23 protein-coding genes are annotated in these 21,088 nt (G+C 70.7%); 12 read left to right on the top strand and 11 right to left on the bottom strand.

Annotation, left to right across the window (positions count from 1 at the left end; all coding sequences use genetic code 11):
- The first annotated feature begins 80 nt into the window (after positions 1 to 80).
- The 5 genes from exoL to exoP all read left to right on the top strand — a co-directional run bounded on the left by exoL (position 81) and on the right by exoP (position 5,862).
- The gene (exoL, locus tag GTY96_RS31835) at positions 81 to 1,331 is read left to right on the top strand and encodes a spore coat polysaccharide deacetylase ExoL (RefSeq protein ID WP_328701077.1); all 1,251 of its coding nucleotides are present in this window, start codon (positions 81 to 83) and stop codon (positions 1,329 to 1,331) included.
- Positions 1,328 to 2,845: an oligosaccharide flippase family protein gene (locus GTY96_RS31840; RefSeq protein WP_143905833.1), complete on the top strand. Its 1,518-nt coding sequence runs from the start codon at positions 1,328 to 1,330 to the stop codon at positions 2,843 to 2,845. The genes exoL and GTY96_RS31840 overlap by 4 nt, the downstream gene beginning before the upstream one ends.
- Before the next feature lie 102 nt (positions 2,846 to 2,947).
- Positions 2,948 to 3,478, top strand: a complete 531-nt coding sequence (locus tag GTY96_RS31845; protein ID WP_143905835.1) for a serine O-acetyltransferase — start codon at positions 2,948 to 2,950, stop codon at positions 3,476 to 3,478.
- Between the two features lie 33 nt (positions 3,479 to 3,511).
- Entirely contained in the window at positions 3,512 to 4,573 is a 1,062-nt protein-coding gene (locus tag GTY96_RS31850) for a glycosyltransferase family 4 protein (protein WP_161666679.1), read from the top strand.
- Between the two features lie 86 nt (positions 4,574 to 4,659).
- The gene (gene exoP, locus GTY96_RS31855) at positions 4,660 to 5,862 is read left to right on the top strand and encodes a spore coat polysaccharide biosynthesis glycosyltransferase ExoP (protein ID WP_161666680.1); all 1,203 of its coding nucleotides are present in this window, start codon (positions 4,660 to 4,662) and stop codon (positions 5,860 to 5,862) included.
- 73 nt (positions 5,863 to 5,935) lie between these two features.
- On the opposite strand, the gene GTY96_RS31860 is transcribed toward exoP, so the two are convergent.
- The 6 genes from GTY96_RS31860 to thiS form a co-directional block, all read right to left on the bottom strand.
- Positions 5,936 to 7,120, bottom strand: coding sequence for a DUF4350 domain-containing protein (locus GTY96_RS31860; RefSeq protein WP_161666681.1), 1,185 nt, complete (start codon positions 7,118 to 7,120; stop codon positions 5,936 to 5,938).
- Positions 7,117 to 8,001: a DUF4129 domain-containing protein gene (locus GTY96_RS31865; RefSeq protein ID WP_161666682.1), complete on the bottom strand. Its 885-nt coding sequence runs from the start codon at positions 7,999 to 8,001 to the stop codon at positions 7,117 to 7,119. Before GTY96_RS31865 ends, GTY96_RS31860 begins: the two co-directional genes overlap by 4 nt.
- A 6-nt stretch (positions 8,002 to 8,007) precedes the next feature.
- Positions 8,008 to 9,051, bottom strand: coding sequence for a hypothetical protein (locus GTY96_RS31870; protein ID WP_161666683.1), 1,044 nt, complete (start codon positions 9,049 to 9,051; stop codon positions 8,008 to 8,010).
- A 347-nt stretch (positions 9,052 to 9,398) separates the two neighbouring features.
- Positions 9,399 to 10,019: a thiamine phosphate synthase gene (locus GTY96_RS31875; RefSeq protein WP_161666684.1), complete on the bottom strand. Its 621-nt coding sequence runs from the start codon at positions 10,017 to 10,019 to the stop codon at positions 9,399 to 9,401.
- Positions 10,019 to 10,804 (bottom strand): thiazole synthase, encoded by a 786-nt coding sequence (locus tag GTY96_RS31880; protein WP_143905850.1) that lies wholly within the window; start codon positions 10,802 to 10,804, stop codon positions 10,019 to 10,021. Before GTY96_RS31880 ends, GTY96_RS31875 begins: the two co-directional genes overlap by 1 nt.
- 26 nt (positions 10,805 to 10,830) lie before the next feature.
- Positions 10,831 to 11,034 (bottom strand): sulfur carrier protein ThiS, encoded by a 204-nt coding sequence (gene thiS, locus GTY96_RS31885; protein ID WP_120559178.1) that lies wholly within the window; start codon positions 11,032 to 11,034, stop codon positions 10,831 to 10,833.
- Positions 11,035 to 11,355: 321 nt separating this feature from the next.
- Here thiS and GTY96_RS31890 point away from each other — a divergent pair, with 321 nt between their 5' ends.
- The 4 genes from GTY96_RS31890 to GTY96_RS31905 all read left to right on the top strand — a co-directional run bounded on the left by GTY96_RS31890 (position 11,356) and on the right by GTY96_RS31905 (position 14,787).
- Complete coding sequence (locus GTY96_RS31890) at positions 11,356 to 11,952, top strand: SPFH domain-containing protein (protein ID WP_143905852.1); 597 nt, start codon at positions 11,356 to 11,358, stop codon at positions 11,950 to 11,952.
- A gap of 216 nt (positions 11,953 to 12,168) precedes the next feature.
- Positions 12,169 to 13,296, top strand: a complete 1,128-nt coding sequence (locus tag GTY96_RS31895) for a serine/threonine-protein kinase (protein ID WP_161666685.1) — start codon at positions 12,169 to 12,171, stop codon at positions 13,294 to 13,296.
- A 63-nt stretch (positions 13,297 to 13,359) separates the two neighbouring features.
- Positions 13,360 to 14,367, top strand: coding sequence for a dipeptidase (locus GTY96_RS31900; protein ID WP_161666697.1), 1,008 nt, complete (start codon positions 13,360 to 13,362; stop codon positions 14,365 to 14,367).
- A gap of 36 nt (positions 14,368 to 14,403) precedes the next feature.
- Positions 14,404 to 14,787, top strand: coding sequence for a hypothetical protein (locus tag GTY96_RS31905; RefSeq protein ID WP_143905858.1), 384 nt, complete (start codon positions 14,404 to 14,406; stop codon positions 14,785 to 14,787).
- A gap of 18 nt (positions 14,788 to 14,805) precedes the next feature.
- Here the strand turns inward: GTY96_RS31905 and GTY96_RS31910 are convergent, their stop codons facing one another.
- Genes GTY96_RS31910 through GTY96_RS31925 form a run of 4 tightly spaced genes read right to left on the bottom strand, consistent with a single transcriptional unit; the run spans position 14,806 to position 17,267 of the window.
- Entirely contained in the window at positions 14,806 to 15,171 is a 366-nt protein-coding gene (locus GTY96_RS31910) for a carboxymuconolactone decarboxylase family protein (RefSeq protein ID WP_143905860.1), read from the bottom strand.
- Between the two features lie 30 nt (positions 15,172 to 15,201).
- Positions 15,202 to 15,471, bottom strand: coding sequence for a carboxymuconolactone decarboxylase family protein (locus GTY96_RS31915; RefSeq protein WP_143905862.1), 270 nt, complete (start codon positions 15,469 to 15,471; stop codon positions 15,202 to 15,204).
- Positions 15,472 to 15,505: 34 nt separating this feature from the next.
- A complete protein-coding gene (locus tag GTY96_RS31920; RefSeq protein ID WP_161666686.1) occupies positions 15,506 to 16,291 on the bottom strand; it encodes an alpha/beta fold hydrolase in 786 nt (261 codons plus the stop codon).
- Positions 16,292 to 16,325: 34 nt separating this feature from the next.
- Complete coding sequence (locus GTY96_RS31925) at positions 16,326 to 17,267, bottom strand: magnesium transporter CorA family protein (protein WP_143905866.1); 942 nt, start codon at positions 17,265 to 17,267, stop codon at positions 16,326 to 16,328.
- A gap of 87 nt (positions 17,268 to 17,354) precedes the next feature.
- On the opposite strand from GTY96_RS31925, the gene GTY96_RS31930 reads away from it, so the two are divergent.
- The 3 genes from GTY96_RS31930 to GTY96_RS31940 are packed head-to-tail and all read left to right on the top strand — an operon-like array spanning position 17,355 to position 20,532.
- Positions 17,355 to 18,503: a hypothetical protein gene (locus GTY96_RS31930; RefSeq protein ID WP_161666687.1), complete on the top strand. Its 1,149-nt coding sequence runs from the start codon at positions 17,355 to 17,357 to the stop codon at positions 18,501 to 18,503.
- Positions 18,500 to 19,339, top strand: a complete 840-nt coding sequence (locus GTY96_RS31935) for an HAD-IIB family hydrolase (RefSeq protein WP_161666688.1) — start codon at positions 18,500 to 18,502, stop codon at positions 19,337 to 19,339. Before GTY96_RS31930 ends, GTY96_RS31935 begins: the two co-directional genes overlap by 4 nt.
- Complete coding sequence (locus GTY96_RS31940; protein WP_143905871.1) at positions 19,336 to 20,532, top strand: class I SAM-dependent rRNA methyltransferase; 1,197 nt, start codon at positions 19,336 to 19,338, stop codon at positions 20,530 to 20,532. Before GTY96_RS31935 ends, GTY96_RS31940 begins: the two co-directional genes overlap by 4 nt.
- A 61-nt stretch (positions 20,533 to 20,593) precedes the next feature.
- On the opposite strand, the gene GTY96_RS31945 is transcribed toward GTY96_RS31940, so the two are convergent.
- Positions 20,594 to 21,016, bottom strand: a complete 423-nt coding sequence (locus tag GTY96_RS31945) for a hypothetical protein (protein ID WP_235686013.1) — start codon at positions 21,014 to 21,016, stop codon at positions 20,594 to 20,596.
- Positions 21,017 to 21,088: the final 72 nt, after the last annotated feature.

Here is a 21,088-nt window from a genome sequence, read left to right on the forward strand (position 1 = left end):
TGATGGCTGGCAGGGTGTTGCGGCGGGCGGCGAAGGCGGCGGCGGCGGGATTGCTTCACTACAGCGGAGCACGCAAGGCGATGGCGGCGTACCGCCGGTCACAGTCCGGAGGGCGGCGCATCCTCATCGTGAGCTACCACCGCGTGGTGAGCGACTTCACGGGGGAGTTGCAGCGCTCCATCCCGGGCCTGCTCATCTCCCAGGAGACATTCCGGCGGCATCTGGAGGAAGCGCACGCGGCGGGTTTTGAACTGGCGAGCCTGGGCGACGCGGTGGACGTGATGGCGGGGCGGCGCACGGCGAAGAAGGACCTGTGCGTGGTGACGTTCGACGACGGCTACCGGGACGTCTACCGGCACGCGTACCCGGTGCTCAAGCAGATGGGGGTGCCGGCCATCACCTACCTGCCCACGGCGTTCATCGACACGGACAAGCGCTTCAACCACGACCGGCTGTTCCACCTGCTGCGCCGGGTCCAGGAGCGCAAGTTCCGCCCGTTCTATGAATCCATGCCGGGCCCGTCGCTGGAGCTGTTGGGGCCCATCCTCTCCGGGCAGAAGACGGTGTCCGCGTCGCTGGACGACTTCATCGGTGAGCACCCGACGCGTGTGCTCACGGGCATCATCGACGCGCTGGAGCAGCAGCTGGGCGGCGGCTCGGACCTCATCCCGGAGCAGGGCGACGTGATGAGCTGGGAGGAGGTGCGCCGCATGGCTCGCGACGGCTTCGAGTTCGGCGCGCACACGCTGGGCCACACGGTGCTGACGCTGGAGCCCACGTCGGTGGTGGAGCACGAGATCCTGGAGTCCAAGCGCACCATCGAGCGCGAGGTGGGCATCCAGGTGAAGGACTTCGCGTACTGCAACGGCTGGTACTCGGATGAGATCATCCGCGTGCTCACGCAGAACGGCTTCCGCTCCGGCGTCACCACGGAGGACCTGCCCAACCGCGTGGGGGGCGACCCGTTCACCCTCAAGCGCAAGGTGATGTGGGAGAACTTCAGCCTGGGCATGATGGGGGACTACTCGTCCGCGCTCACGGTGTGCCAGTTCGATGACTGCTTCGGCGTGCTGGGCATGAACCACCCGGTGCTGGGGCGCCGGCCGCACTCGCTGTCCTCCTCCGGCCCGTCCAACACGCTGCTCATCCAGGACCTGGAAGGCCCGGACGCGTCACTGGCGAAGGCGACTCCGGTGGAAGTCGTGGATGTGACAGCGCCGGTCTTCGTGAAGGATCCGCGGGTTGCCGCGGCGCTGACCGGTGCCCAGGTCGTGGTGGCGCCGAACGTGGCCATTGCCCCGGAGGCGGCGAAGCCGGAGGAGATCCAGTGAGTGCATCACCCAAGCCGGCAGCGTCCCCGTCGTTCCTGGGGCGCGCCGGCCCGTTGGTGTTGGCCCGCCTGTTCACGGCCGGGCTCACGCTGTCCATCCCCCTCGTGCTCGCCCGGGTGCTGCGCCTGGATGAGTACGGCACCTACTACCAGCTGTTCCTCATCGCCACGACGCTCTCCTACGTGCTGCCCTTCGGCGTGGCGCAGAGCCTCTACTACTTCCTGCCCCGCGCGGAGGCGAAGCGGCCCTACCTGGGGCACGCGCTGCTCTTCGTGACGGGCGCGGGGCTGGTGGCGGCGGGCCTGGTCTGGGGCTTCCTGGGCCACGTGGCGGCCTACTTCAACAACCCCGCGTTGATGGAGCACCGCGCGGCACTGGCGCTCTACACGGCGTTCTTCCTGGGCAGCTATCCGCTGGAGATTTCACTCACCAGCCAGGGCAGGACGAAGGCGTCCGCGACGGTGTACCTGGTGTCCGACGCGGTGCGCTCGGGGGTGATGGTGCTGCCGCCGCTGTTGGGCTTCTCCTTGCACGGGATGATGATCGCCGTGGCCTGCTTCGCGGGCCTGCGCTACGCGGCGACCTGGGGGGTGTCGCTCAGGGGCTCCACCGGGCCGCTGGTGGACTGGAAGCTGTTCCGCGAGCAGCTGGTGTACGCGGCCCCCTTCGGCGCGGCGATGTGCCTGGCCATCCCCCAGCAGAACGCGCACATGTACGCGGTGGCGGGCGTGGTGGCCCCCGCGGTGTACGCGCTCTACCGGGTGGGGTGCTTCCAGTTGCCGGTGGTGGACCTGCTCTACACGCCCACCAGCGAGGTGCTGATGGTGCGCCTGGGGGAACTGGAGCGCGAGGGCCGCCTGGAGGAGGGCGTGGAGGCCTTCCGGGAGGCGGCCGGGAAGCTGGCGTTCGTGTTCCTGCCGTTCGCGGCGTTCCTCTTCGCGGCGGCGCCGGAGTTCGTGGGGGCGATGTTCGGCCAGAAGTTCCTGCCCGCGGTCCCCATCTTCCGGGTGAGCGTGCTGGGCGTGGTGCTGTCCATCCTTCCCATGGACGGCACGCTGCGGGCCCGGGGCCAGACGCGCGCCATCTTCGCCTCGTACCTGGTGAAGGCGGCGGTGACGGTGCCCCTGCTGTGGTTCGGGGTGAAGCACTTCGGGATGATGGGGGGCATCACGTCCTGGGCGCTGGCGGAGGTGGTGGGCAAGGGGATGTTGCTCTTGCGCGTGCCCCGCGCGCTGTCCACGTCCCAGCGGAAGCTGGGGTTTCGTGACGTCATCCCGTGGCGGGAGCTGGGGCAGGCGTCGCTGGCGGCGGTCGCGGCGGGTGGGAGCATCTTCCTGTTGCGCACGGGCGTGCACGACGCGTGGATGAACCTGCCCACGGGCTTCCTGTGGCGCGTGCTTCCCCTCGCGGTGGCAGGACTGCTCTTCATCGTGGGCTATGTCGTGGGTCTGTATGCGCAAGGCGTTCGCCCCTGGAGCGCCTTGCAATCCCTCCGGCCCCGCCGGGCGGTGTGAGCGTCGTCGGGAACAAGACGCGTGGGGAGGACTTCCCTCTCCACGCCTGGGTACTTAGTTTCCAGGCGTCACGAAGTTCGGGCGAGGGCGAGGGAGGGCGTGATGGGATTCGACGCGATGACGTTGTACCGGATGGCGCACGGGCTCAAGCAGCGGGGGGTTCCACTGCTTCCGGCGGTCCTTCGCAAGGCCATCTACTACCTGAACAGCTCCTACATCCCCGAGGACGCGGAGCTGGGTGAAGGCACGCAGCTGGGCTACGGCGGCATCGGCGTGGTCATCCACAAGTCCGCGAGGGTGGGCCGCCACGTGCTCATCTCCCAGCAGGTGACCATCGGCGGGCGCTCCGGCCTGGAGGGAGCTCCGGTGATTGGTGACTACGTGCGCATCGGCGCTGGCGCCAAGGTGCTGGGCAACATCCACGTGGGCGACTTCGCGGTGATTGGCGCCAACGCGGTGGTGCTCAAGGACGTGCCGGCGGGCGCGGTGGTGGCGGGCGTGCCCGCGAGGATGATCCGCCAGGACGCGGATCCGCTGGCCACCTACCAGCGCGAGATGGGCCTGCTGCCCCCGCGGACGTCGCCCAAGCTCACCCGGGTTCCCCGGTCCTCCCCGCGGGCGTCCATCCGCTAGGCGGCGGCTTCGGAGAAGAGGAGGACTTCCTTCATGCGCGTGCTGCTCGTCGGGGACTACCCGCCGCCGTACGGGGGCGTGGCCATCCACGTCCAACAACTTCATCAATTTCTCCGCGGCCGAGGGGTCGAGGCGAAGGTGCTCGATATCGGGAAGGGTGGCCGGCCGGCTCCGGACGTCCTCCCCGTGCACGGCGCCGCCGCCTTTGGCCTTCGGCTCGCGGGATTCACGTCCGCGGGCTGGACGGTCCACCTGCACACCAGCGGCAACAACCCGAAGGCGTGGGTGCTGGCGGCGCTGGTGGGCGGCATGCCCGGAGCGCGCTCGCCGCGCGTCATCACGCTGCACTCGGGGCTGCTCCCGGACTACCTGGCGGAGTCGCGGGCCCGGCGCGTGTTCGCGCGCACGGCCCTCGCTGGCTACGCGCGGGTGGTGGCCGTCTCCACGGCGGTGCGCGACGCGGTGGTCGCGTGTGGCGTGCCAGAGGAGAAGGTCCTGGTGCAGCCGGCCTTCCTCGGGTCGCAGGTGCGGCCCGGTCCGGTGACGCCGGAGGTGGAGGCCGCCCGGGCCCGGCGCGCGCCCCTGCTGACGATGGCGCACCATCCGTCGCCCGTGTACGGGCGCAAGGCGATGTTCCGCGCGCTGAGGTTGATCGCGCGGACGCACCCCGGCGTGGGCCTGGCGCTGTTCGGTCCGGGCACGCGCTCCGAGGAGTTCATCCGCGACGCGCGGGAGCTGGGCGTCGCGGGGCATCTGGAAGACCTGGGCGAACTGGAGCACGCGCAGGCGCTGGGGCTGCTGTCGCGGAGCGACGTCTTCATCCGGCCCACCACGCATGACGGCGACTCCATCTCCGTGCGCGAGGCGCTGGCGCTGGGCGTGCCGTGCGTGGCGAGCGACGTGTGCGCGCGCCCGGAGGGCACGCGGCTGTTCAAGGCGGGAGAGGAGCAGGCGCTGGCGCAGGCGGTTCGCGACGCGCTGGTGTCGGGCCCGGCCAAGGGGGTGGCCCCGGATGCGGGGCCGGTGATGCTGGACCTGTACACGGGGCTGATGCCGTCTGGCATGGCGACTGCAGGAACCGTGAACGCGGCGTGACGGTGCGGGGACGGGCTGGGGCCCTCCGGAGACGGAGGGGCGCTTCAAGGGTTTCGCGAGACCGGGATTGATTTCAGGAGACGACGATGCGGCGCAGTGAAGAGATGGATTTGTCGAAGCGGGCCCTCCGCGGGCGGGACCTGGTGGTGTTCTCCAACGACTGGGATGGGGATCCCCTGTCGAAGGTCCACATCATGCGGATCCTCTCGCGGGACAACCGCGTGCTGTGGGTGAACAGCATCGGCAACCGGGCGCCCAAGGCGAACGTGCATGACGCGCGCCGCATCCTCAAAAAACTGACGACGTTCAGCCAGGGCATCCGCGAGGTGGAGCCCCACCTGCACGTGCTGGCGCCGCTGGCGATTCCCTTCTATGGCTCGGAGACGGTGCGCCAGGCGAACCGCCACCTGCTGCGGCTCCAGGTGCTGCGGGCGATGAAGCAGCTGAAGTTCGAGCGGCCCATCTCCTGGAGCTTCCTGCCGGCGTCAGCGCCGGTGTCCGGCACGCTGGGTGAGGACTTCATCGTCTACCACTGCGTGGATGAGTTCTCCGCGTTCAGCGACACGAATGGCAAGCACATCGCGGAGCTGGAGGAGCGCCTGCTGCGCCGCGCGGACATGTGCATCACATCCGCGGAGCGCTTGTATGAGAACAAGAAGCGCCTCAACCCGCGCACGGTGCTGGTGCGCCACGGCACGGACTTCTCGCACTTCGTGAAGGCGTGCGACCCGGCCACGCGGATTCCGGACGACATCGCGAAGCTGCCCAAGCCCATCATCGGCTTCTTCGGGCTGGTGGCGGACTGGATCGACCAGGACGCCATCATCGCGTGCGCGAAGGCGCACCCGGAGGGCTCGGTGGTCATCGTGGGCAAGACGACGCCGGACTGCGACGACAGCCGGCTGCGCGCGGTGCCCAACATCCACATGCTGGGCCGCAAGCCGTACGCGGACCTGCCGGGCTACAACAAGGCCTTCGACGTGGCGCTCAACCCCTTCGTCATCAACGAGCTGACGCTCAACTCCAACCCGCTGAAGGTGCGCGAGTACCTGGCGTCCGGTCTGCCGGTGGTGTCGTCCGACCTGCCGGAGGTCCGCAAGGTGGGCCTGTGCCGCATCGCCACCAGGCCCGCGGACTACGTGAAGCAGGTGAACGCGGCGCTGGCGGACAAGCCGGGGCCGAACCGCGAGCGCGCGGAGAAGATCTTCCACGAGAGCTGGGAGGCCCGCGTCGCGGAGATCCGCCAGCACGTGGGCGAGGCGATGCTCGCCGCGGGCAAGATGCTGTAGCGCCGGTCCGGTCACGGACGGCCCCGAGGCGCGGGTCCGGGGCCTCTTCTTGGCACCGGGCGCCGCGCCTTCGTCATTCCCGGGCGTCGCCCGCGCGGCCCGTCACCCGGCGCTCCAGGAGGGCGTAGCGGCGGGCGAGCCGGGCATAGTCCGCGGGGCGGACAGGCGCGTGGCCACGGGTGCGCAGCAGGTCCTCCTTCGCGTCCAGGTAGTCGCGAGCGGGCACGCCGCATGTCTCCTCCAGCAGGCGCGCGGCCTCCGCGTCTGGAAGAGACGGAGCGATGCCGAGCCGCTCCTGCATCAAGCGCCGAAGGGCGGTGTCCAGCTCCGGCAGCAGCTCCGCCTCCACCTTCGCGCGGCGCATGAGCCAGCCCAGGGAGCGCACGTACTCGCGCGACGAGCGGTGCCGCTCCACCCGGAGGGGCCGGGGCGCGCCGAAGCGCGTGCCGCGTGAGACGACGTAGACGAGGCCCACCGCGAGGCCCTGGGCGATGAACACCCACAGGCCCTGGGACAGAGGGGGGCGGGTCACGGCGGCGTGGTGGAACTCGTCGAAGCGCAGGGGGCCGCGCGCGGCGAGCGCATCCCAGAAGCGCAGGTTGTCGAGCAGCTCCAGCCGCCGGTTCTCCGCGAGGTCCGGGCCCGCGACGACGTAGACCTCGCCTTGTCCCAGGCTCCAGTGCCACAGCACACCCGCGGCGCCCAGTCCCGCGAGCGGCACCGCGTCCGCCCGTTCCATCCGCAGGCTCCGGTCTCGCGCCACGCGCAGCAGCGACAGTCCGCGCAGCGCGCCCGCGGGGAGCCACACGTCCACAGTGACGCCGGCGGGGTCCACCCATTCGGAGGCGAGGCCCTGGTGGTTCGCGCCGGGCAGCGCGCCCGACGCCAGCCGCAGCCACTCCTCCATTCCCGGCTGGTGCGCTCCCAGTCCGTGCGGCGACAGGTACACGAGCGTGCCGCCGCCCTGGACGAAGCGCTCCAGCGCGCTGATCTCCTCCTTCGTCACCGGCTGGGCCTGGGGCGCGGCGATGACCAGCGTGCGCGTGCCCTGGGGAAGCGACTCCAGCGAGGACTCCTGCGCGCTGACGTCCCGGCCCCGCTCGCGCAGGTACACGAAGAGGGCCTTGAGGCCCAGGGGGCCCGGATTGGTGATGGACGGCACGGGCGAATCCGGCACGGCTTCATGGGACGCCAGGCCCACCGCCAAGGCCACCGCGATCATCAGGCCCAGGACGACCGCGACACGGGCGTTCTTCACGGTCGTCCCTCCGCCAGGCTTCCGTGCAACTGCTCCACCGACTCCACGAAGCGCGCGGCTTCGTCCCGCGACACCGGCTCCAGCGAATAGAATGCCTGGTCGTACCAGCCCACCAGCCGCTCCACTTCACCCGTGACGCGCGCCGGGGCGCCGCGAGTGGGCAGCTCCGCGGCCAGCTCGCGGTTCGTCTTCACTCGATCTGGCCTCGCCAGCTTGCGCTGTTCCAGGGAGGACAGCAGGCCCAGGAGCCCTTCGCGGATGGCTTCCCGCGCGTCCTGCGACTCCAGCGCGGTGCGCGCCCGGCTCAGGTGCTCTCCGGGGGTGTCCAGGGGCAGGGGCGCTGCCTCGGCCTCGACACCCGGCGACGTCGCGGTCTTCCGGACCCGGCGCCAGCGCACCCGCAGCACGCCGAACAGCACCACGGCCAGCGCCACGCCGAGCATCACCGCGCGCGTGGCCACCGCGAAGCCCTGGGCGCCCTTGGACTCAAAGAGGCCTTCCAGCCAGTTTCCCAGCTCCCGCATCAGGCGCGTCAACACGTCGCTGTTGCGCTGACGGGCCCTCGCGAACTCCGGCCGGTCGAGGATGGCCCGCAGCCGTTCGGGATCGCTCGTGACGCCTGGGACCCCGGGCGGCTCCGCGTCCAGCCGGCACACCGCTTCCAGGTACACCGTGAGCTGGTGGGCCCGGTCGGGTGCCGACTGTCCGGAGCCCGCCGGCGGGAGGGGCACTCCGTCCAGTGACTCCACCAGCCGGTTCACCTCCGCGGTGAGGTCCTGGGGCCGGGAGCGCGCGGTGTCCTCGAGCCGGTGCGAGACGGCTTCGCGGTCCGCGCAGGGGGACAAGGCGGACAGCACGAGGAGCAGGGGCAGGGTGGGCACGGGGCGTCAGGGGGACGGTGTCGTCGGTTCCGGGGCCATCATCCGCCGCTCCAGGTCCAGGCCTTCGCGGCGCACGCGCATGTCCACGTAGAAGAACGCCGACACCACGAAGCTCAGCGGCGTGAAGAAGGACTGTCCCACCACCTGCAGCAGCTCCGCGGGCACCAGCAGCAGCTGCGGGATGGCCGCCTGCGCCGCGGGGTCCAACAGGTTGCCGCCATAGGCAAGCCGGACGATCCACGCGGGCAAGCCCGACACCAGGCTCACCGCGATGAGGATGCCGCCCACCACCGTGGACAGCACCATGGCCCGCACGGTGCCTCGGCCCACGAAGCCTGGCTCGATGCGACCCGACAGCAGCGCGCCGGAGCGCTTGAAGGCCGCCCACGCCCCGATGTCCTCCATGGCCAGCACCGGGGGCAGCAGCATGAAGCGCAGGAAGTACCAGAGCACCGCCGCCAGCGCGCCCAGGCCCAGCACGATGGCCCCGATGATGATCAGCGCCACGCTGACCACCGTGCCGCCAGTGGCGCCCTTGCCCGTGACGGCCGCGACCACGCCCAACCCCATGACGAGGGAGCCGGGCAGGCACAAGAGGAGCGTCACGCCCAGGGACCAGGCCAACGACAGGAGGTAGGTCGTCGTCAGCGTGCCCAGCCGCGACGCCGCCCGGCGCAGTCCCTCCGAGGGGCGGACCGACTCGCCCAGGGTCATGGGCACCACGTACCGGGCCGCCGCCGTGGTGGCGATCCAGTAGTTCCACACGAGGAACACGTACAGGAGGCTCATCAGGCCCAAGGCGATGCCGGATTGGGCCAGGGCCGCTCCTGGGTCCGTGTTCGCGGGAGGCCCCTTGAGTCCCGGCATCACGCCCACCATGCGTGTCATCGCGACGGTGAAGGCCTTGACCGCGATGTAGTTGAGCAGGTCGAACCCCAGGCAGAGCACGAACAGGGGCTTGAGGTGCGCACGCCAGAACGTCGCGGCGCGGTCGATGAGTTCTCCGATGGCGAGCGGGCGCAGCTCGACGGAGGTCGGGGAGGGCTTCACGGCCGGGCAGCATAGCGCCGCCCCCAGCTCCCGGGGCCCTGGATGCATCGCGCCGCGCGAGCCGTGGAGATTCCCGCTTCAAAGGACTGACAGCGATGACCGAAGCCCCGTCAACGGTTCGTGCTCAACCGGGAGACGTCCCGTGAGCCTCCAGCGAGGTCCTGGGCGGCTCGCGAGGGACTCGGGCCAGCGCATCGAGGGGCACGACGCCGCCGACGCGGGAGCCGCACCCGTGCTCAACCGGGAGACGTCCCGTACGCCTCGAGCGCGGTCCTGGGCGGCTCGCGAGAGGCTCCGCCACCGCATCGAGGGTCATGCCTCCCCCGACGCGAGGCCCGCGCTCGTGCTCAACCGAGCGAGGCCCCACAAGCATCCAGCAGTGCCATGGCCGCCGAGCGTGGATCCTCCGCCTCCAGCACCGACGAGATGGCGGCGAAGCCCCATGCGTCAGGGACCCCTCGCGCACGCTCGGGCGTCATCCCGCCCAGCGCCAGGGCAGGGCAGGGCAGCCGCGCAGCGAGTCCCCGGAACCCTTCGAGTCCAAGGGGCGCGCGTGTGTCTCCCGGCTTGGAGCCGGGGGCGAACACCGGGCTCACCAGCGCCAGGTCCGCTCCCGCCGCACTTTCAGCCTCGTGCGCATCGTGCACCGCCACGCTGATGAGCCGCCCCGGCGGCAGGTGCGGGCGCACGTCCAGGGGCGAGGGGCCGGCGGCGGGCAGATGCAGGTGCGCGTCCACCAGCAGCGCCACGTCCAGCCGCCCGTTGACGAACAGCGTCCGCCCCCGGGCCCGGCACAGGTCCGCGACGAGCCGGGCCTCCTCCAGGAACAGCCGCCCCGAGGCCTCCGGGTGGCGGTGCTGCACGGCGACCCCGGGCCCCGCCGCGAGCGCCCGGTCGAGCGCGGACAACAGCCGCGTTCGGGGCAGGCGCCAGTCGGTGATGACGACGAGGCGGGGAAGGCCGGGCACTACTCGACGAGCCCCTCGATGGGGCTGGACGCGGAGCCGTACGCCTTGCGCGGGATGCGCCCGGCCAGGAACGCGTCGCGGCCCGCCTCCACCGCCTTCTTCATGGCCACGGCCATGCGCACCGGATCCTTCGCGCCCGCGATGGCGGTGTTCATGAGCAGCGCGTCCACGCCCAGCTCCATCGCGATCGCCGCGTCGGACGCCGTGCCCACGCCCGCGTCCACGATGACGGGCACCTTCACCACCTCGCGGATGAGGCGCAGGTTGTGCGGGTTGCGGATGCCCAGGCCGCTGCCGATGGGCGCCGCCAGCGGCATCACCGCCGCGCAGCCAGCGTCCTCCAGCTTGCGCGCGGTGATGGGGTCGTCGCTGGTGTAGGGCAGCACCGTGAAGCCCTCCTTCACCAGGATGCGCGCCGCCTTCAGCGTCTCCTCCACGTCCGGGTAGAGCGTCTTCTCGTCGCCCAGGACCTCCAGCTTCACCCACTTGCTCATGCCCAGCTCTTCCGCGAGCCGGCACGTGCGCACCGCGTCGTCCGCCGTGTAGCAGAGCGCCGTGTTGGGCAGCAGCCGCAGCTTGTTCCGGTCGATCCAGTTCATCAGCGACGCCTCGCCCGTGGCCTTCAGGTCCAGGCGCCGCACCGCCACCGTGACGAGCTCCGCGCCCGATGCGTCGTGGCACTGCTTCATCACCGCGTGGCTGGGGTACCGCCCCGTCCCGACGATGAGCCGCGAGGTGAACGTCACCCCCGCCAGCGTGAAAGGCTTGTCCGCGATGCCGCTCATGACCGTGTCCTCTCCCAGGCCTGCACTCACCCGCCACCCACGAAGGTGACGATCTCCACCCGGTCTCCGTCCTGGAGCCGGTGCTCGGGGTGACGGGCGCGGCGCACCACCTCCGCGTTCACCTCCACCGCCACCCCGGGTCCGCTGCCCAGCGCCAGCAGCGCCAGCAGGGACGAAAGGGTGCTGCCCTCCGGCAGCGTTCGCGCTTCTCCGTTCACCCACACGTTCACGGCGTCACGGCTCCTTCCGGCCCCCACGAACGGGACCCGCCGGTGCCAGTACAAGGGCGGTTCTGCCCTGTCAACGCACCGCCACCCTCCAAAAACCACCCCCATCAAGCGCCCCGGAGCGGATTTTTCGTGCCCGGATGCGTTTTGTTCCGCCTGGAGAGCAGGCGGACGGCCAGGGCGCGTCCTCCCAGGAGGCTGCCCCTAGTCCCTGGAAACGCCCGTGACAACCCCTGTGCAGGTACGGGGGGAGCGACCAGTTTCTGCCCAACGCCGGGGAACAATTCCTCCGGCATCCAGAACACACAAACAGGGGGCAGTCACATGCGGAAGCTCATGTTCGCGGTCACGGCGGTGGCGGGGCTGACGATGGTTACTGGCTGTAAGAAGGACGATGTCCAGGCCCAGCGCGAGGACGTCGCCGAGGCCCGCCAGGAAGCGGCGCAGGAGACAGCCGAGGCGCGTCAGGACGAGAACAAGGAGATGGCGTCCGCGCAGCGGAGCGCCAACGAGGACATCGCGGAGGCGCACCAGGACGCCAACGAGAAGATCGCCAGCGCCAATGAGGACGTGCGCGACGAGGAGAAGGACCTGGCCGAGGCCCAGGCCAACCGCGATGAGGAGCTGGCCCTGGGTGGCTCCGGCATGGCCGGCACGACGGCCGCCGCCGCGGCCACGACCGTCAATGGCCGCCTGCTGTCCAAGTCCGGCGACACGCTGACGCTGGTGGACACCCACAACCGCGAGCTGAAGATCAAGACGAACGACAAGACGGCGCTGATGGACAGCGGCAGCCGCGCGGTGAAGCTGGATGACATCAAGGAAGGCTCGCAGGTGCGCGCCTCCTACGTGATGGACGGCAAGGACATGGTCGCCCGCGACGTCACCCTGGTCGCGCCGGTGAAGAAGCTGGACAAGTAATCCCCGCGCCACACGCGCCGAAACGTCCCAGGTGGACAGGGGATGGACTTGAAGGCAGCGGCTCTCGCGGCGACGCGGGGGCCGTTTCCTTTTTAGTCGGGGAAATGCCCGGTGAGGTCGGATGGGAATGTCTGACCCGGGTGGTAGGACGCGGGCGTGAGGTCTTCCTCATGCCTTCCCACCCTGGGAAGCGCTTCCGAAGGAGCGTCATCCACGATGGCCACCCATCCCCCCGCGCAGTCCGCGTCCCGGCCCTTCATCCTCTTCTCCACCGGGGCCACGTCCTATGAGCTGGTGCGCTACCTGGGGTCGCGCGCCGGAGGGGAGCTGCTGCTCGCCCGCCGGCACTACGCGCGCACGCCGGGCGGACTGGTGCTCATCAAACGCCTGCGCGACGTTGGGGACGACGTGGGGCGGGCGCGGCTGCGCGAGGAGGTGAAGCTGCTCATGCGGCTGAGCCACCCGGCCATCGCCCCGGTGTACCTGGTGCGGGTGCACGACGGCGCGCCCCACCTCGTCACGGAGTACGTGGACGGCCCCTGCCTGGAGTCGCTGTCCAGCTTCGCGGCGCTGCGGCGGCGGCCGTTCTCGGAGGCGTTCGCCGCGTACGTGGGCGCGGAGGTGGCGGACGCGCTCCACCACGCCCACGCGCTGGAGGATGCGCGCGGCGTGCCCGTGGGCGTGGTGCACCGTGACGTCAGCCCCCGCTCCGTGCGCGTGGACGTACACGGCCGGGTGCGGCTGTCGGACTTCGCGCTCGCGTGGTCGCGGCTGCCGGGGCGCGTGGTGACCGAGCCGGGGCTCGTGCGCGGGGACGTGGCCTATGCTTCGCCCGAAGCCCTGGAGGGACAGGGCCTGGACGGACGGGCGGACCTGTTCTCCCTGGGAATGGTGCTCCTGGAGCTGCTCACGGGGCTGCACCTGCTGGACCTGGAGGACATCGAGCGCGCCGCGCAGCAGGCCCAGCCCCTGAACAACGCACGCGGGCTGTGCGCGGAGACGCCCAGCTGGCTTCCCGCGCCCCTGATGGCCGCGCGCATGGCCTGCCTGACGCCGGTGCACGTGGAGCAGGCGACGCGGGGGCTGTCGGAGGGCATGTGCGCGGTGCTCCAGCGGGTGCTCCGGCGCGACCGCGCCGCGCGCTTCCAGACGGGCGCGGAGCTGCGGGACTCGCTGCGGGCCCTGCTGAACTCGGAGGGGCGGCCCTATGGTCCTCCCGAAGCGCTGCGCGAGGTGGCGGAGGTGCGCTCCGACGCGCTCGTGGGGCCCCTGGGGGGGGCGGAGGCGGGCCTCCCGCTGGAGGACGAGCTCTGGTCCGGCGACGACGGCGAGGACTGGACCTGAGGGAGGCGTTCCTCCCTCGCGGGGTGCTTGTCATCGCGGGAGGCGGTGGCGAAGACTGCTGGCATGGGTGACGTGACGGAGCTGCACCGTCGGTGGTGCATCGCGGACGGGCATGCGGATTCGCTGATGTGGAACCGCGACCTGTGCGAGCGGTCCTCGGAGGGGCACGTGGACTTCCCCCGCCTGCGCGAGGCGGGGGTGAAGCTGCAGTGCTTCACGTTGGTGACCCGGGGCTTCCCCTTCATTGGCGGCTTCCCGCTGTTCGCCGCATGGCGCAAGTGGCCCCGCGAGGCGCGCGGCTCCGAGTGGACCCGCGCGCTCTGGCAGATCGAGCGGCTGGACGCCTTCTGCGCCCGCTCCGGGGACACCGTGCGCGTCGCCACCACCGGGGCGGGGCTGGAGGACAACCTCGCCCACGGGCGGCTGTCGGCGGTGCTGGGCGTGGAGGGGGGCCACGCCATCGAAGGACAGGTGTCGCGGCTCGAGGAGCTGTATCGGCGCGGGGTGCGCTTCATGGGGCTCACGCACCTGTCCAACAACGACCTGGGCGGTTCCTCGTTCCCGATGATGGGCAACCGGGGGCTGACGCCGCTGGGGCACCAGGTGATGGAAGAGATGGCCCGCCTGGGGATGAGCGTGGACGTGGCGCACGCCTCCGAGCAGACGCTGACGGACCTCTTCGCGCACCCCACCGTGCGCTACTTCTGTTCGCACACGGGCGTGCGCGCGGCGGGCGGCGGCTGGCGCAACCTGTCCGACGCGGCGTTGCGCACCATCGCCCAGCGCGGCGGCGTGGTGGGCATCATCCTGGCGCCGGTGTACCTGGGCGGCGACACGATGGACGACGTGGTCCGACACGTGGAGCACGCGGTCAACGTCATGGGCGAAGAGGGGGTGGGCGTTGGCTCGGACTACGACGGCATGGTGGCGTTGCCCCGGGGGATGCGGGACGTGACGGACCTTCCCCTGCTCACCGAAGCCCTGCTCAAGCGGCACCCGGAGGCGTGGGTGGAACGTGTGCTGGGTGGCAACTTCCGGCGTTACTTCCGCGAGACGCTTAGCGGCGGTTGACAGCGAAAAAACGGTCGCGAAGAGTCGCTGGCACTCATGAACCGTTTGCTCTTCGTGCTCCTGTCCCTCGTCGGCTTCTCCCTTCTTTCCGGCTGTGGCGGGCCTGGCGCCGGGGACTCGTGTGGCGGCAGGGACTTCGTGTGTCAGGACGACGCTCAGGCGCTGGAGTGCCGCGGCGGGAAGTGGCGCGCGCTGGCCTGCCGCGGGCCGCTGGGCTGCCGTGAACTGGCGGACAGTGTGCGGTGTGACACGTCCCTCAACCAGGAGAACGACGCGTGCGCCCAGGACGCGGAGGGCAAGGGCGTGTGCAGCCCGAACGGCGGCACGGCGCTGCTCACCTGCCAGCAGGGGGTGCTGGTGAAGACGGCGGACTGCTCGTCCTGCTCGGTGCAGGAGGGTCAGGTCATCTGCCAGCCGTGAGCGCTCCGGCCCGGAGCGTCAGCGCTCCGGCTCCCCATCGGAGGGCGGCTTCGGTGCGTCCGCGGGCGGCGGCGCGGGCAGGTAGCCCCCCGCCGCCATCCGCTTCGCGGACTTCGCGTACAGGTCCGGTGACAGGCCCTGGACACCGGTGCCGTCAATCCACCGGTTGTAGAAGTTGAAGAGGGCGCAGACGGACACCGCGTCGTAGATGGCCTCGTCCGACCAGCCGGCCGCCTTCAAGCGCTCCACGTCCTCGCGGCGCACGTCTCCTGGCGCGTCGTTGAGCTTGTCCACGAAGGCGAACAACGCCTTCTCGGCCTCCGGAATGGGGGCCGTCGTCACATCATCCAACACCGCCTGGACGCGCTCGGGGCCGCCCAGCAATTCCGCCGCGACCGCGGCGTGAGAGCCCGTTCAAAACACGCAGGCGTTGCGCCGCGACGTATACGCGGCGATGAGCTCCCTCAGCCCGGCGGACAGCGGCGAGGGGCCGCGCATCACCTCGTGGGTGAAGGCGGACAGCGCGTCCGTCATGCGCGGCTTGAAGGCGAACAGGTGCCAGATTCCCGGCGGCGCGAAGCCCGCGCCGCGCGCCATGGCGATCATCCTCCCGTAGTGCCCGTCGGATTCGTGCGACTCGACGTCGGGCAGGTACATGGGGTCCGGAGGGGAGGACTTCTTCATCGCGCACTTCCCTGGCGAAAGACGGGGACGCCCATCAGGCCAGCGACGCGAGGAACGTGTCCAGCACCGTATTGAAGGCCTCGGGGCGTTCCTGGTTGGCCAGGTGTCCGGCGCCAGGGATGATCTCCAGCCTCGCTCCCCGTACCAGGTCCGCCATCTGCTTCGCCTTCGCCACGGGGGTGAGGACGTCGTGCTCGCCCACCACGACCAGCGTGGGCCCCGCGAAGCGCGCCAGCAGATCCTTGCTGTCCAGCCGCGACGCCATGCCCCGCTGCGCGGCGGCGATGGCTTGCGGCGTGGTGGAGAGTCCCAGCCTTGTGGCCTCGCGCCCCACCGGTGACTCCGGCCCCGCGTGCAGCAGCAGCGGGACGAGCCCGTGGATGACGGACGCAGAGCCTTCCTTCAGGGCCTGCTGTGCGGTGGCCTCGCGCTTGTCGCGTCCCGCGGCGTCGTCCGCGTTGCACTGCGTGTCCGCGAGCACCAGTCCGCGCACCCGGCCCGGGTCCTCGCGCAGCAGGGCCAGCGACGCGTAGCCCCCCATGGACACGCCGCCCACCACCGCCGAGTCGATGCTCAGCGCGTCCAGCAGCGCCAGCGCGTCCAGCGCCAGCCTGCGCATCTCCAGGGGGCCCTCGCCCAGCGGGCTTTGTCCGAAGCCGCGCAGGTCCGGCACGATGAAGCGGTAGCGCCCGGACAGCGCCGCCACCTGGGGGTCGAACGAGGAGCCATCCAGCGAGAAGGCATGCAGGAGCAGCACCGGCAAGCCCCGGCCCACGTCCCGGTAGTGCAGCGGGATTCCATCCACGGCGACCGTCAGCATGCGTCCTCCCGGCGTGACCCGTTCGGGTGCGGGGTCAGATCCACTTCTTGTACTTGAACCAGGCGACGAGCCCCACGGGGAAGCCCACCATTGTCGCCCACATGGCGGCGTACCAGCCCCGGCCCGTCAACTGGTCGAAGTTCTGCCCGAAGAACCCCACGATGAAGGACAGGGGCAGGAAGAGGGTCGCGAAGATGGTCAGCTGCTTGCTGATGTCGTTGGTGCGGTTGGCCACCATGGACAGGTAGCCGTCCATCACGTTGCCCACCACGTCGCGGCTGGAGTCGATCTGCTCGTACAGCCGCACCAGGTGGTCATAGACGTCGCGGAAGTACAGCGTGGTCTTCTCTTGAATCTGCGGGATGCCCCGGCGCGACAGCATGCCCACCACGTCGCGCTGGGGGGAGAGCACCCGGCGCAGCGTCACCAGCGCGCGCTTGAGCTGGAAGATGCGCTGGAGCTGCTCCGGGGAGGGCTCCGCGAAGATGGCGTCCTCCAGGTCGTCCAGCTCGTCGCTGAAGTCATCCAGGATGGGGAACTGCGCGTCCACGAGCGCATCCGTGAGCAGGTAGAGGACGACGTCCACGCCCCGGCCCAGCGTGCCGGCGGGGTCTTCCTTCACGCGCCGCACGACGGCATCGTGGCTGGGCAGCTTGAGCGCGTGCACGCTGATGAGCCAGTCCTGCGCCAGGAAGAAGTGCTGTTCATGCAGCGTGAGCTCGGTGACCTCCGTCCCGCAGCTGAAGCCCTGCAGCACGATGAACTGGTGGTGCGGGTACTCCTCCAGCTTGGGCCGCTGGTCCAGGTGGAGGCAGTCCTCCACGGCGAGCCGGTGGAGCTGGAAGCGTTCAGCCAGGCGGCCCATCAGCTCCGCGGTCGGCTCCAGGACGTCGATCCACTTGGGCCCCGGCCGGTCGAGCAGCTCCTCGCCGCCTGAAACCGCCTTGCCGTCCTCCCACAGACAGACCTGGATCATTTCCGTGGACTCCCCGGCCAAGCTTCCGGCCCGGAACGATTGCTAGAACTCCCCGGACGCGATGTCGAGCGGTAGAGTGGGGGCAACGTGTCCGCTGCCGCCGAGAATCCCCCGCCGGCCTCCCTCACCCCGAGGCTCGAACAAATCCTCCAGTCGCTGCCCGACCGCGCCTTCGCCGCGCGGCTGCGCGCGGTGTATCTCGCCGCGGCCCAGGCCATCTCCCGGCTGAGCGACCTGGACCTGGTGAAGTACGAGACGCCCGTCGTCGACGCCAGCCCAGACCTGTCACTGTGGGAGGAGATGGCGCCCGTCATCCGCGACACGGTGATGGACGTCAACGGGCTGCTCAACGTCATCCGGGAGCAGTTCCCCGGCGCGCCCCCGGCGGAGCCCTCCGCGTCGCGCAAGGGCGCCGCGGACGTGCCGGGCCTGCTCCAGGAGGGGATGACGCGGCTGGCCCAGAGCATCACCCAGCTGGGCGAGGCCATGCGCAACCCGTCCGTGGTGAGCGACCGCTGGCAGCTGCTGGCGGAGATCCAGCGCTTCCGCTCGGACTACCGCGAACAGATGAGCCAGCTCGTCTTCGAGTCCGCGAGCAGCTTCGGCGAGGTGTCACGCGCCCAGGTGGTCCCCGGCTACGAGGCGGAGGTGAAGGCGGCCGTCACCGTGCGGGCCATCACCTCCGACCTGTCGCGCATCGTCGCGGCGCGGCTCGGCAAGGTGCGTGACGCGAAGCCGGAAGAGGTGCTCTGGAACGCGCAGCAGCTCCAGACGGAGCTGGATGCCTTCGGCCGCACCGCCGCGTACCGGAACCTGCGCGCGCAGGACAAGCGCCACATCGTCGAGGCCCGCGCGGAGATAGGGGCGCTCGCGCTCCAGACGGCCCCGGAGCGGCAGGCGCTGGTGACGGTGACGGAGGGGCTGGACGCGCTGGTGCGCGGGCTGTCCGCGATGAACCAGCGCCAGCTGCTCATCCTCCACGACCGCGAGGTGTGGGCCGCGTGTGGCGTGCGGTTGGAGCGCGCCCTGAGCCAGTCGAACAAGGATCCGGTCGCGTCCGCCAAGGCCCTGGCGGAGGCCGCGGCCAGCGCCCAATCGCTCTACGGCCGGGACGCGACCATGGACGCGTTCCTGCGCAAGGCGCGCAAGCTGAAGCTCGCGACGCTCACGGGTCCCGAACTGCTCGCCACCATCGAGTCCTTCCAGTCCCAGCTCGCGCAACTGGACGTGATGTGAAGGACTCCGCGAAGAAGGACGTGGAGCCGCGCCCCCTGCGGAAGGCGGACCTGTCGGGGGTGCACGGCGTCTTCACCGACGTGGATGGCACGCTGACGACCGGCCACAAGCTGCGCAGCCAGACGATGCGGGCGCTCGAGCAGCTGACCGCCGCCGGGCTGCGCGTCGTGCTGGTGAGCGGCAGGCCAGCGGGGTGGGGCGAGGCGTGGGCCCGTCAGCTCCCGGTGGAGGGCGTCATCGTGGAGAACGGCGGGCTGTTCTTCCTCAAGGGCTCGCGGGGACAGCTGTGCAAGGTGTACCTGGAGCCGCCCGCCCAGCGCGTGGCGAACCGCAAGCGCCTGGAGGAAGAGGTGCGGCGCGTGCTCGCCCAGGTGCCGGGGGCGCGGCTTTCCGTGGACAGCCGCTACACGGAAGTGGACCTGGCGGTGGATTACAACGAGGAGGCCCGGCTGGGAGACGCGGGCGCGGGCCGCATCGAAGCGCTGCTCCGGGCCCGGGGCGTGACGGCGGTGCGCTCGTCGGTGCACGTCAACTGCTGGCTGGGCCGCTTCGACAAGCTCTCCGCTTCGCGCCGCTTCGCGCGGGTGGCGTGGGGTGAAAAACTGCAGCCCGCGGACGGCCGGTACGTCTACGCGGGGGATTCTTTCAACGACGCTCCGATGTTCCAGGCGTTCAAGCTGGGCGTGGGCGTGGCCAACGTGCGCGCGGTGCTGGACCGCATCGACGCGCCGCCGGCCTTCATCACCCGGGCGCCCGAGGGGCGGGGCTTCGAGGAGCTGGCGCGAGCCCTCCTCGCCCGCCGCCGGGCGGTCCGCAGTCGAGGAGTCTCAACGTGAATGTCGTGAAGCTGGAGCTGGCCCGGGGCCTGGGGCGTCACCTGCGCGCGGGCCACCCGTGGGTGTTCCGCAAGGCGCTGGAGCACCTGCCGCGGATCCCGCCCGGCAGCGTGGTGGACCTGACGGAGAACGGGAAGTTCGTCGCGCGCGGATACTACGACCCACACTCGGCCATCGCGGTCCGGGTCCTCACGCGGGACTCGCGCGAGACGGTGGACGCGCGCTTCATCACGCAGCGGGTGCAGCGCTCGCTGGCCGCGCGCACGGCGCTCATCGACCTGAAGGACACGGACAGCTACCGCCTCATCCATGGCGAGGGCGACGGGCTCCCCGGCGTGGTGGTGGACCTGTACGCGGGCTGGGCGGTGATGAAGCTGTACTCGGCGGGGCTCACCCCGTACCGCCCCCTCATCGTGGAGGCGCTGAAGGCGGGGGTGCCGGGCCTGAAGGGCATCCTCGGCCGCGACGAGGTGGGACGCGACGACGTGGAGGAGGACGACGGGCGCGGGAGCGGGAAGATGCTCTGGGGCGAGGAGGCTCCGGAGCTCATCCCCATCCGTGAGCGCGGCGCCATCTTCCTGGTGGACGCGTGGAAGGGGCAGAAGACGGGCTTCTTCCTGGACCAGCGTGAGAATCGCCACCTCATCCGGCGGCTGGGGCAGGGCAGGGACGTGCTCAACTGCTTCAGCTTCAGCGGCGGCTTCTCCGTGAACGCCGCGCTGGGCGGGGCGAACAGCGTCTTCTCCGTGGATCAGGACCCGGAGGCCATCGCCCTGGCCCGTGAGAACTTCACGCGCAACGGGCTGCCGGCGGCGAAGCACGACTTCCTGGCGGCGGACGTGTTCGCCCTCATCCAGTCGTTCAAGGAGGAGGGCCGCACCTTCGACCTCATCATCCTGGACCCCCCCGCCTTCGCGAAGAGCCAGCGCGCGGTGGAGGCGGCGGTGGACGGCTACGCGTCCCTCAACCGGCAGGCCCTGGCGCTGCTGCGCCCCGGAGGGCTGCTGGCCACGGCGTCGTGCTCCGCGCGCGTGACGGGGGACATGTTCATGGGCGCCGTGCGGGAGGCGGGCTTCAAGGCCGGCGTGGACCTGGCGCTGGTGGAGGAGCGCTACCAGCCGCCGGACCACCCCGTGCGCCTGCAGTTCCCGGAAGGGAAGTACCTCAAGTTCTACGTGATGCAGTCGGTGTAGAGGAAGGCCCGGCTTCGGGGCGCGCCGGATGCGCGGCGCGCCCTCGGAAGCCGCGCGGGGCTCAGGTCCCGAAGACCTGGTGGGCCACGCGGTCCAGCACGTCCTTGCCCCAGACGACGCTGGCCTTGCCCAGCCGGTCCAGGTCGCGCGTGAACTCGCGGCCATCCGGCATCACTTCATAGGTGCGGCTGAGGAAGAGGCAGCCACTGCCCGGCTCGAAGTCGACGCTGCCACCGCCGGTGTCCGTGCCCTCTTCCTGCTGCTGCCGGAAGCCCTCGATGATGCCGGGCTTGGGCGGCTCTCGGAACCGGTAGATGAGGGCGCTGCACTTGAGCGAAGGCGGGGACTCGATGTGCTCGAAGGCGTACTGACCCTCGCCGGCCATCATGCCGCCCAGGCCTTCCGCGTTGAGCCCCTCGGTGACGCCGGCGCCCTGCGACTGGAGGTACCACTTCACCAGCTGCCGGGCTGCCTCGCGGGTCATCGGTCCTCCCGCGGGCGGCGCTGGACGCGCCAGGCCCATGGAGGACAGGAGCCACTGCAGCTTGTTGGAGAA

Source organism: Corallococcus silvisoli (genome assembly GCF_009909145.1).
Classification (GTDB): domain Bacteria; phylum Myxococcota; class Myxococcia; order Myxococcales; family Myxococcaceae; genus Corallococcus; species Corallococcus silvisoli.

Excerpts from the sequence above, each read along its gene's own strand:
- GTY96_RS31905 (WP_143905858.1), top strand. The coding sequence starts at position 14,404 with ATGAACCGTTTGCTCTTCGTGCTCCTGTCCCTCGTCGGCTTCTCCCTT.
- exoP (WP_161666680.1), top strand. The coding sequence starts at position 4,660 with ATGCGGCGCAGTGAAGAGATGGATTTGTCGAAGCGGGCCCTCCGCGGG.
- GTY96_RS31895 (WP_161666685.1), top strand. The coding sequence starts at position 12,169 with ATGGCCACCCATCCCCCCGCGCAGTCCGCGTCCCGGCCCTTCATCCTC.
- GTY96_RS31850 (WP_161666679.1), top strand. The coding sequence starts at position 3,512 with ATGCGCGTGCTGCTCGTCGGGGACTACCCGCCGCCGTACGGGGGCGTG.
- GTY96_RS31845 (WP_143905835.1), top strand. The coding sequence starts at position 2,948 with ATGGGATTCGACGCGATGACGTTGTACCGGATGGCGCACGGGCTCAAG.
- GTY96_RS31925 (WP_143905866.1), bottom strand. The coding sequence starts at position 17,267 with ATGATCCAGGTCTGTCTGTGGGAGGACGGCAAGGCGGTTTCAGGCGGC.
- GTY96_RS31920 (WP_161666686.1), bottom strand. The coding sequence starts at position 16,291 with ATGCTGACGGTCGCCGTGGATGGAATCCCGCTGCACTACCGGGACGTG.
- GTY96_RS31900 (WP_161666697.1), top strand. The coding sequence starts at position 13,360 with ATGGGTGACGTGACGGAGCTGCACCGTCGGTGGTGCATCGCGGACGGG.
- GTY96_RS31890 (WP_143905852.1), top strand. The coding sequence starts at position 11,356 with ATGCGGAAGCTCATGTTCGCGGTCACGGCGGTGGCGGGGCTGACGATG.
- GTY96_RS31945 (WP_235686013.1), bottom strand. The coding sequence starts at position 21,016 with ATGACCCGCGAGGCAGCCCGGCAGCTGGTGAAGTGGTACCTCCAGTCG.
- GTY96_RS31880 (WP_143905850.1), bottom strand. The coding sequence starts at position 10,804 with ATGAGCGGCATCGCGGACAAGCCTTTCACGCTGGCGGGGGTGACGTTC.
- GTY96_RS31915 (WP_143905862.1), bottom strand. The coding sequence starts at position 15,471 with ATGAAGAAGTCCTCCCCTCCGGACCCCATGTACCTGCCCGACGTCGAG.
- exoL (WP_328701077.1), top strand. The coding sequence starts at position 81 with ATGGCGGCGTACCGCCGGTCACAGTCCGGAGGGCGGCGCATCCTCATC.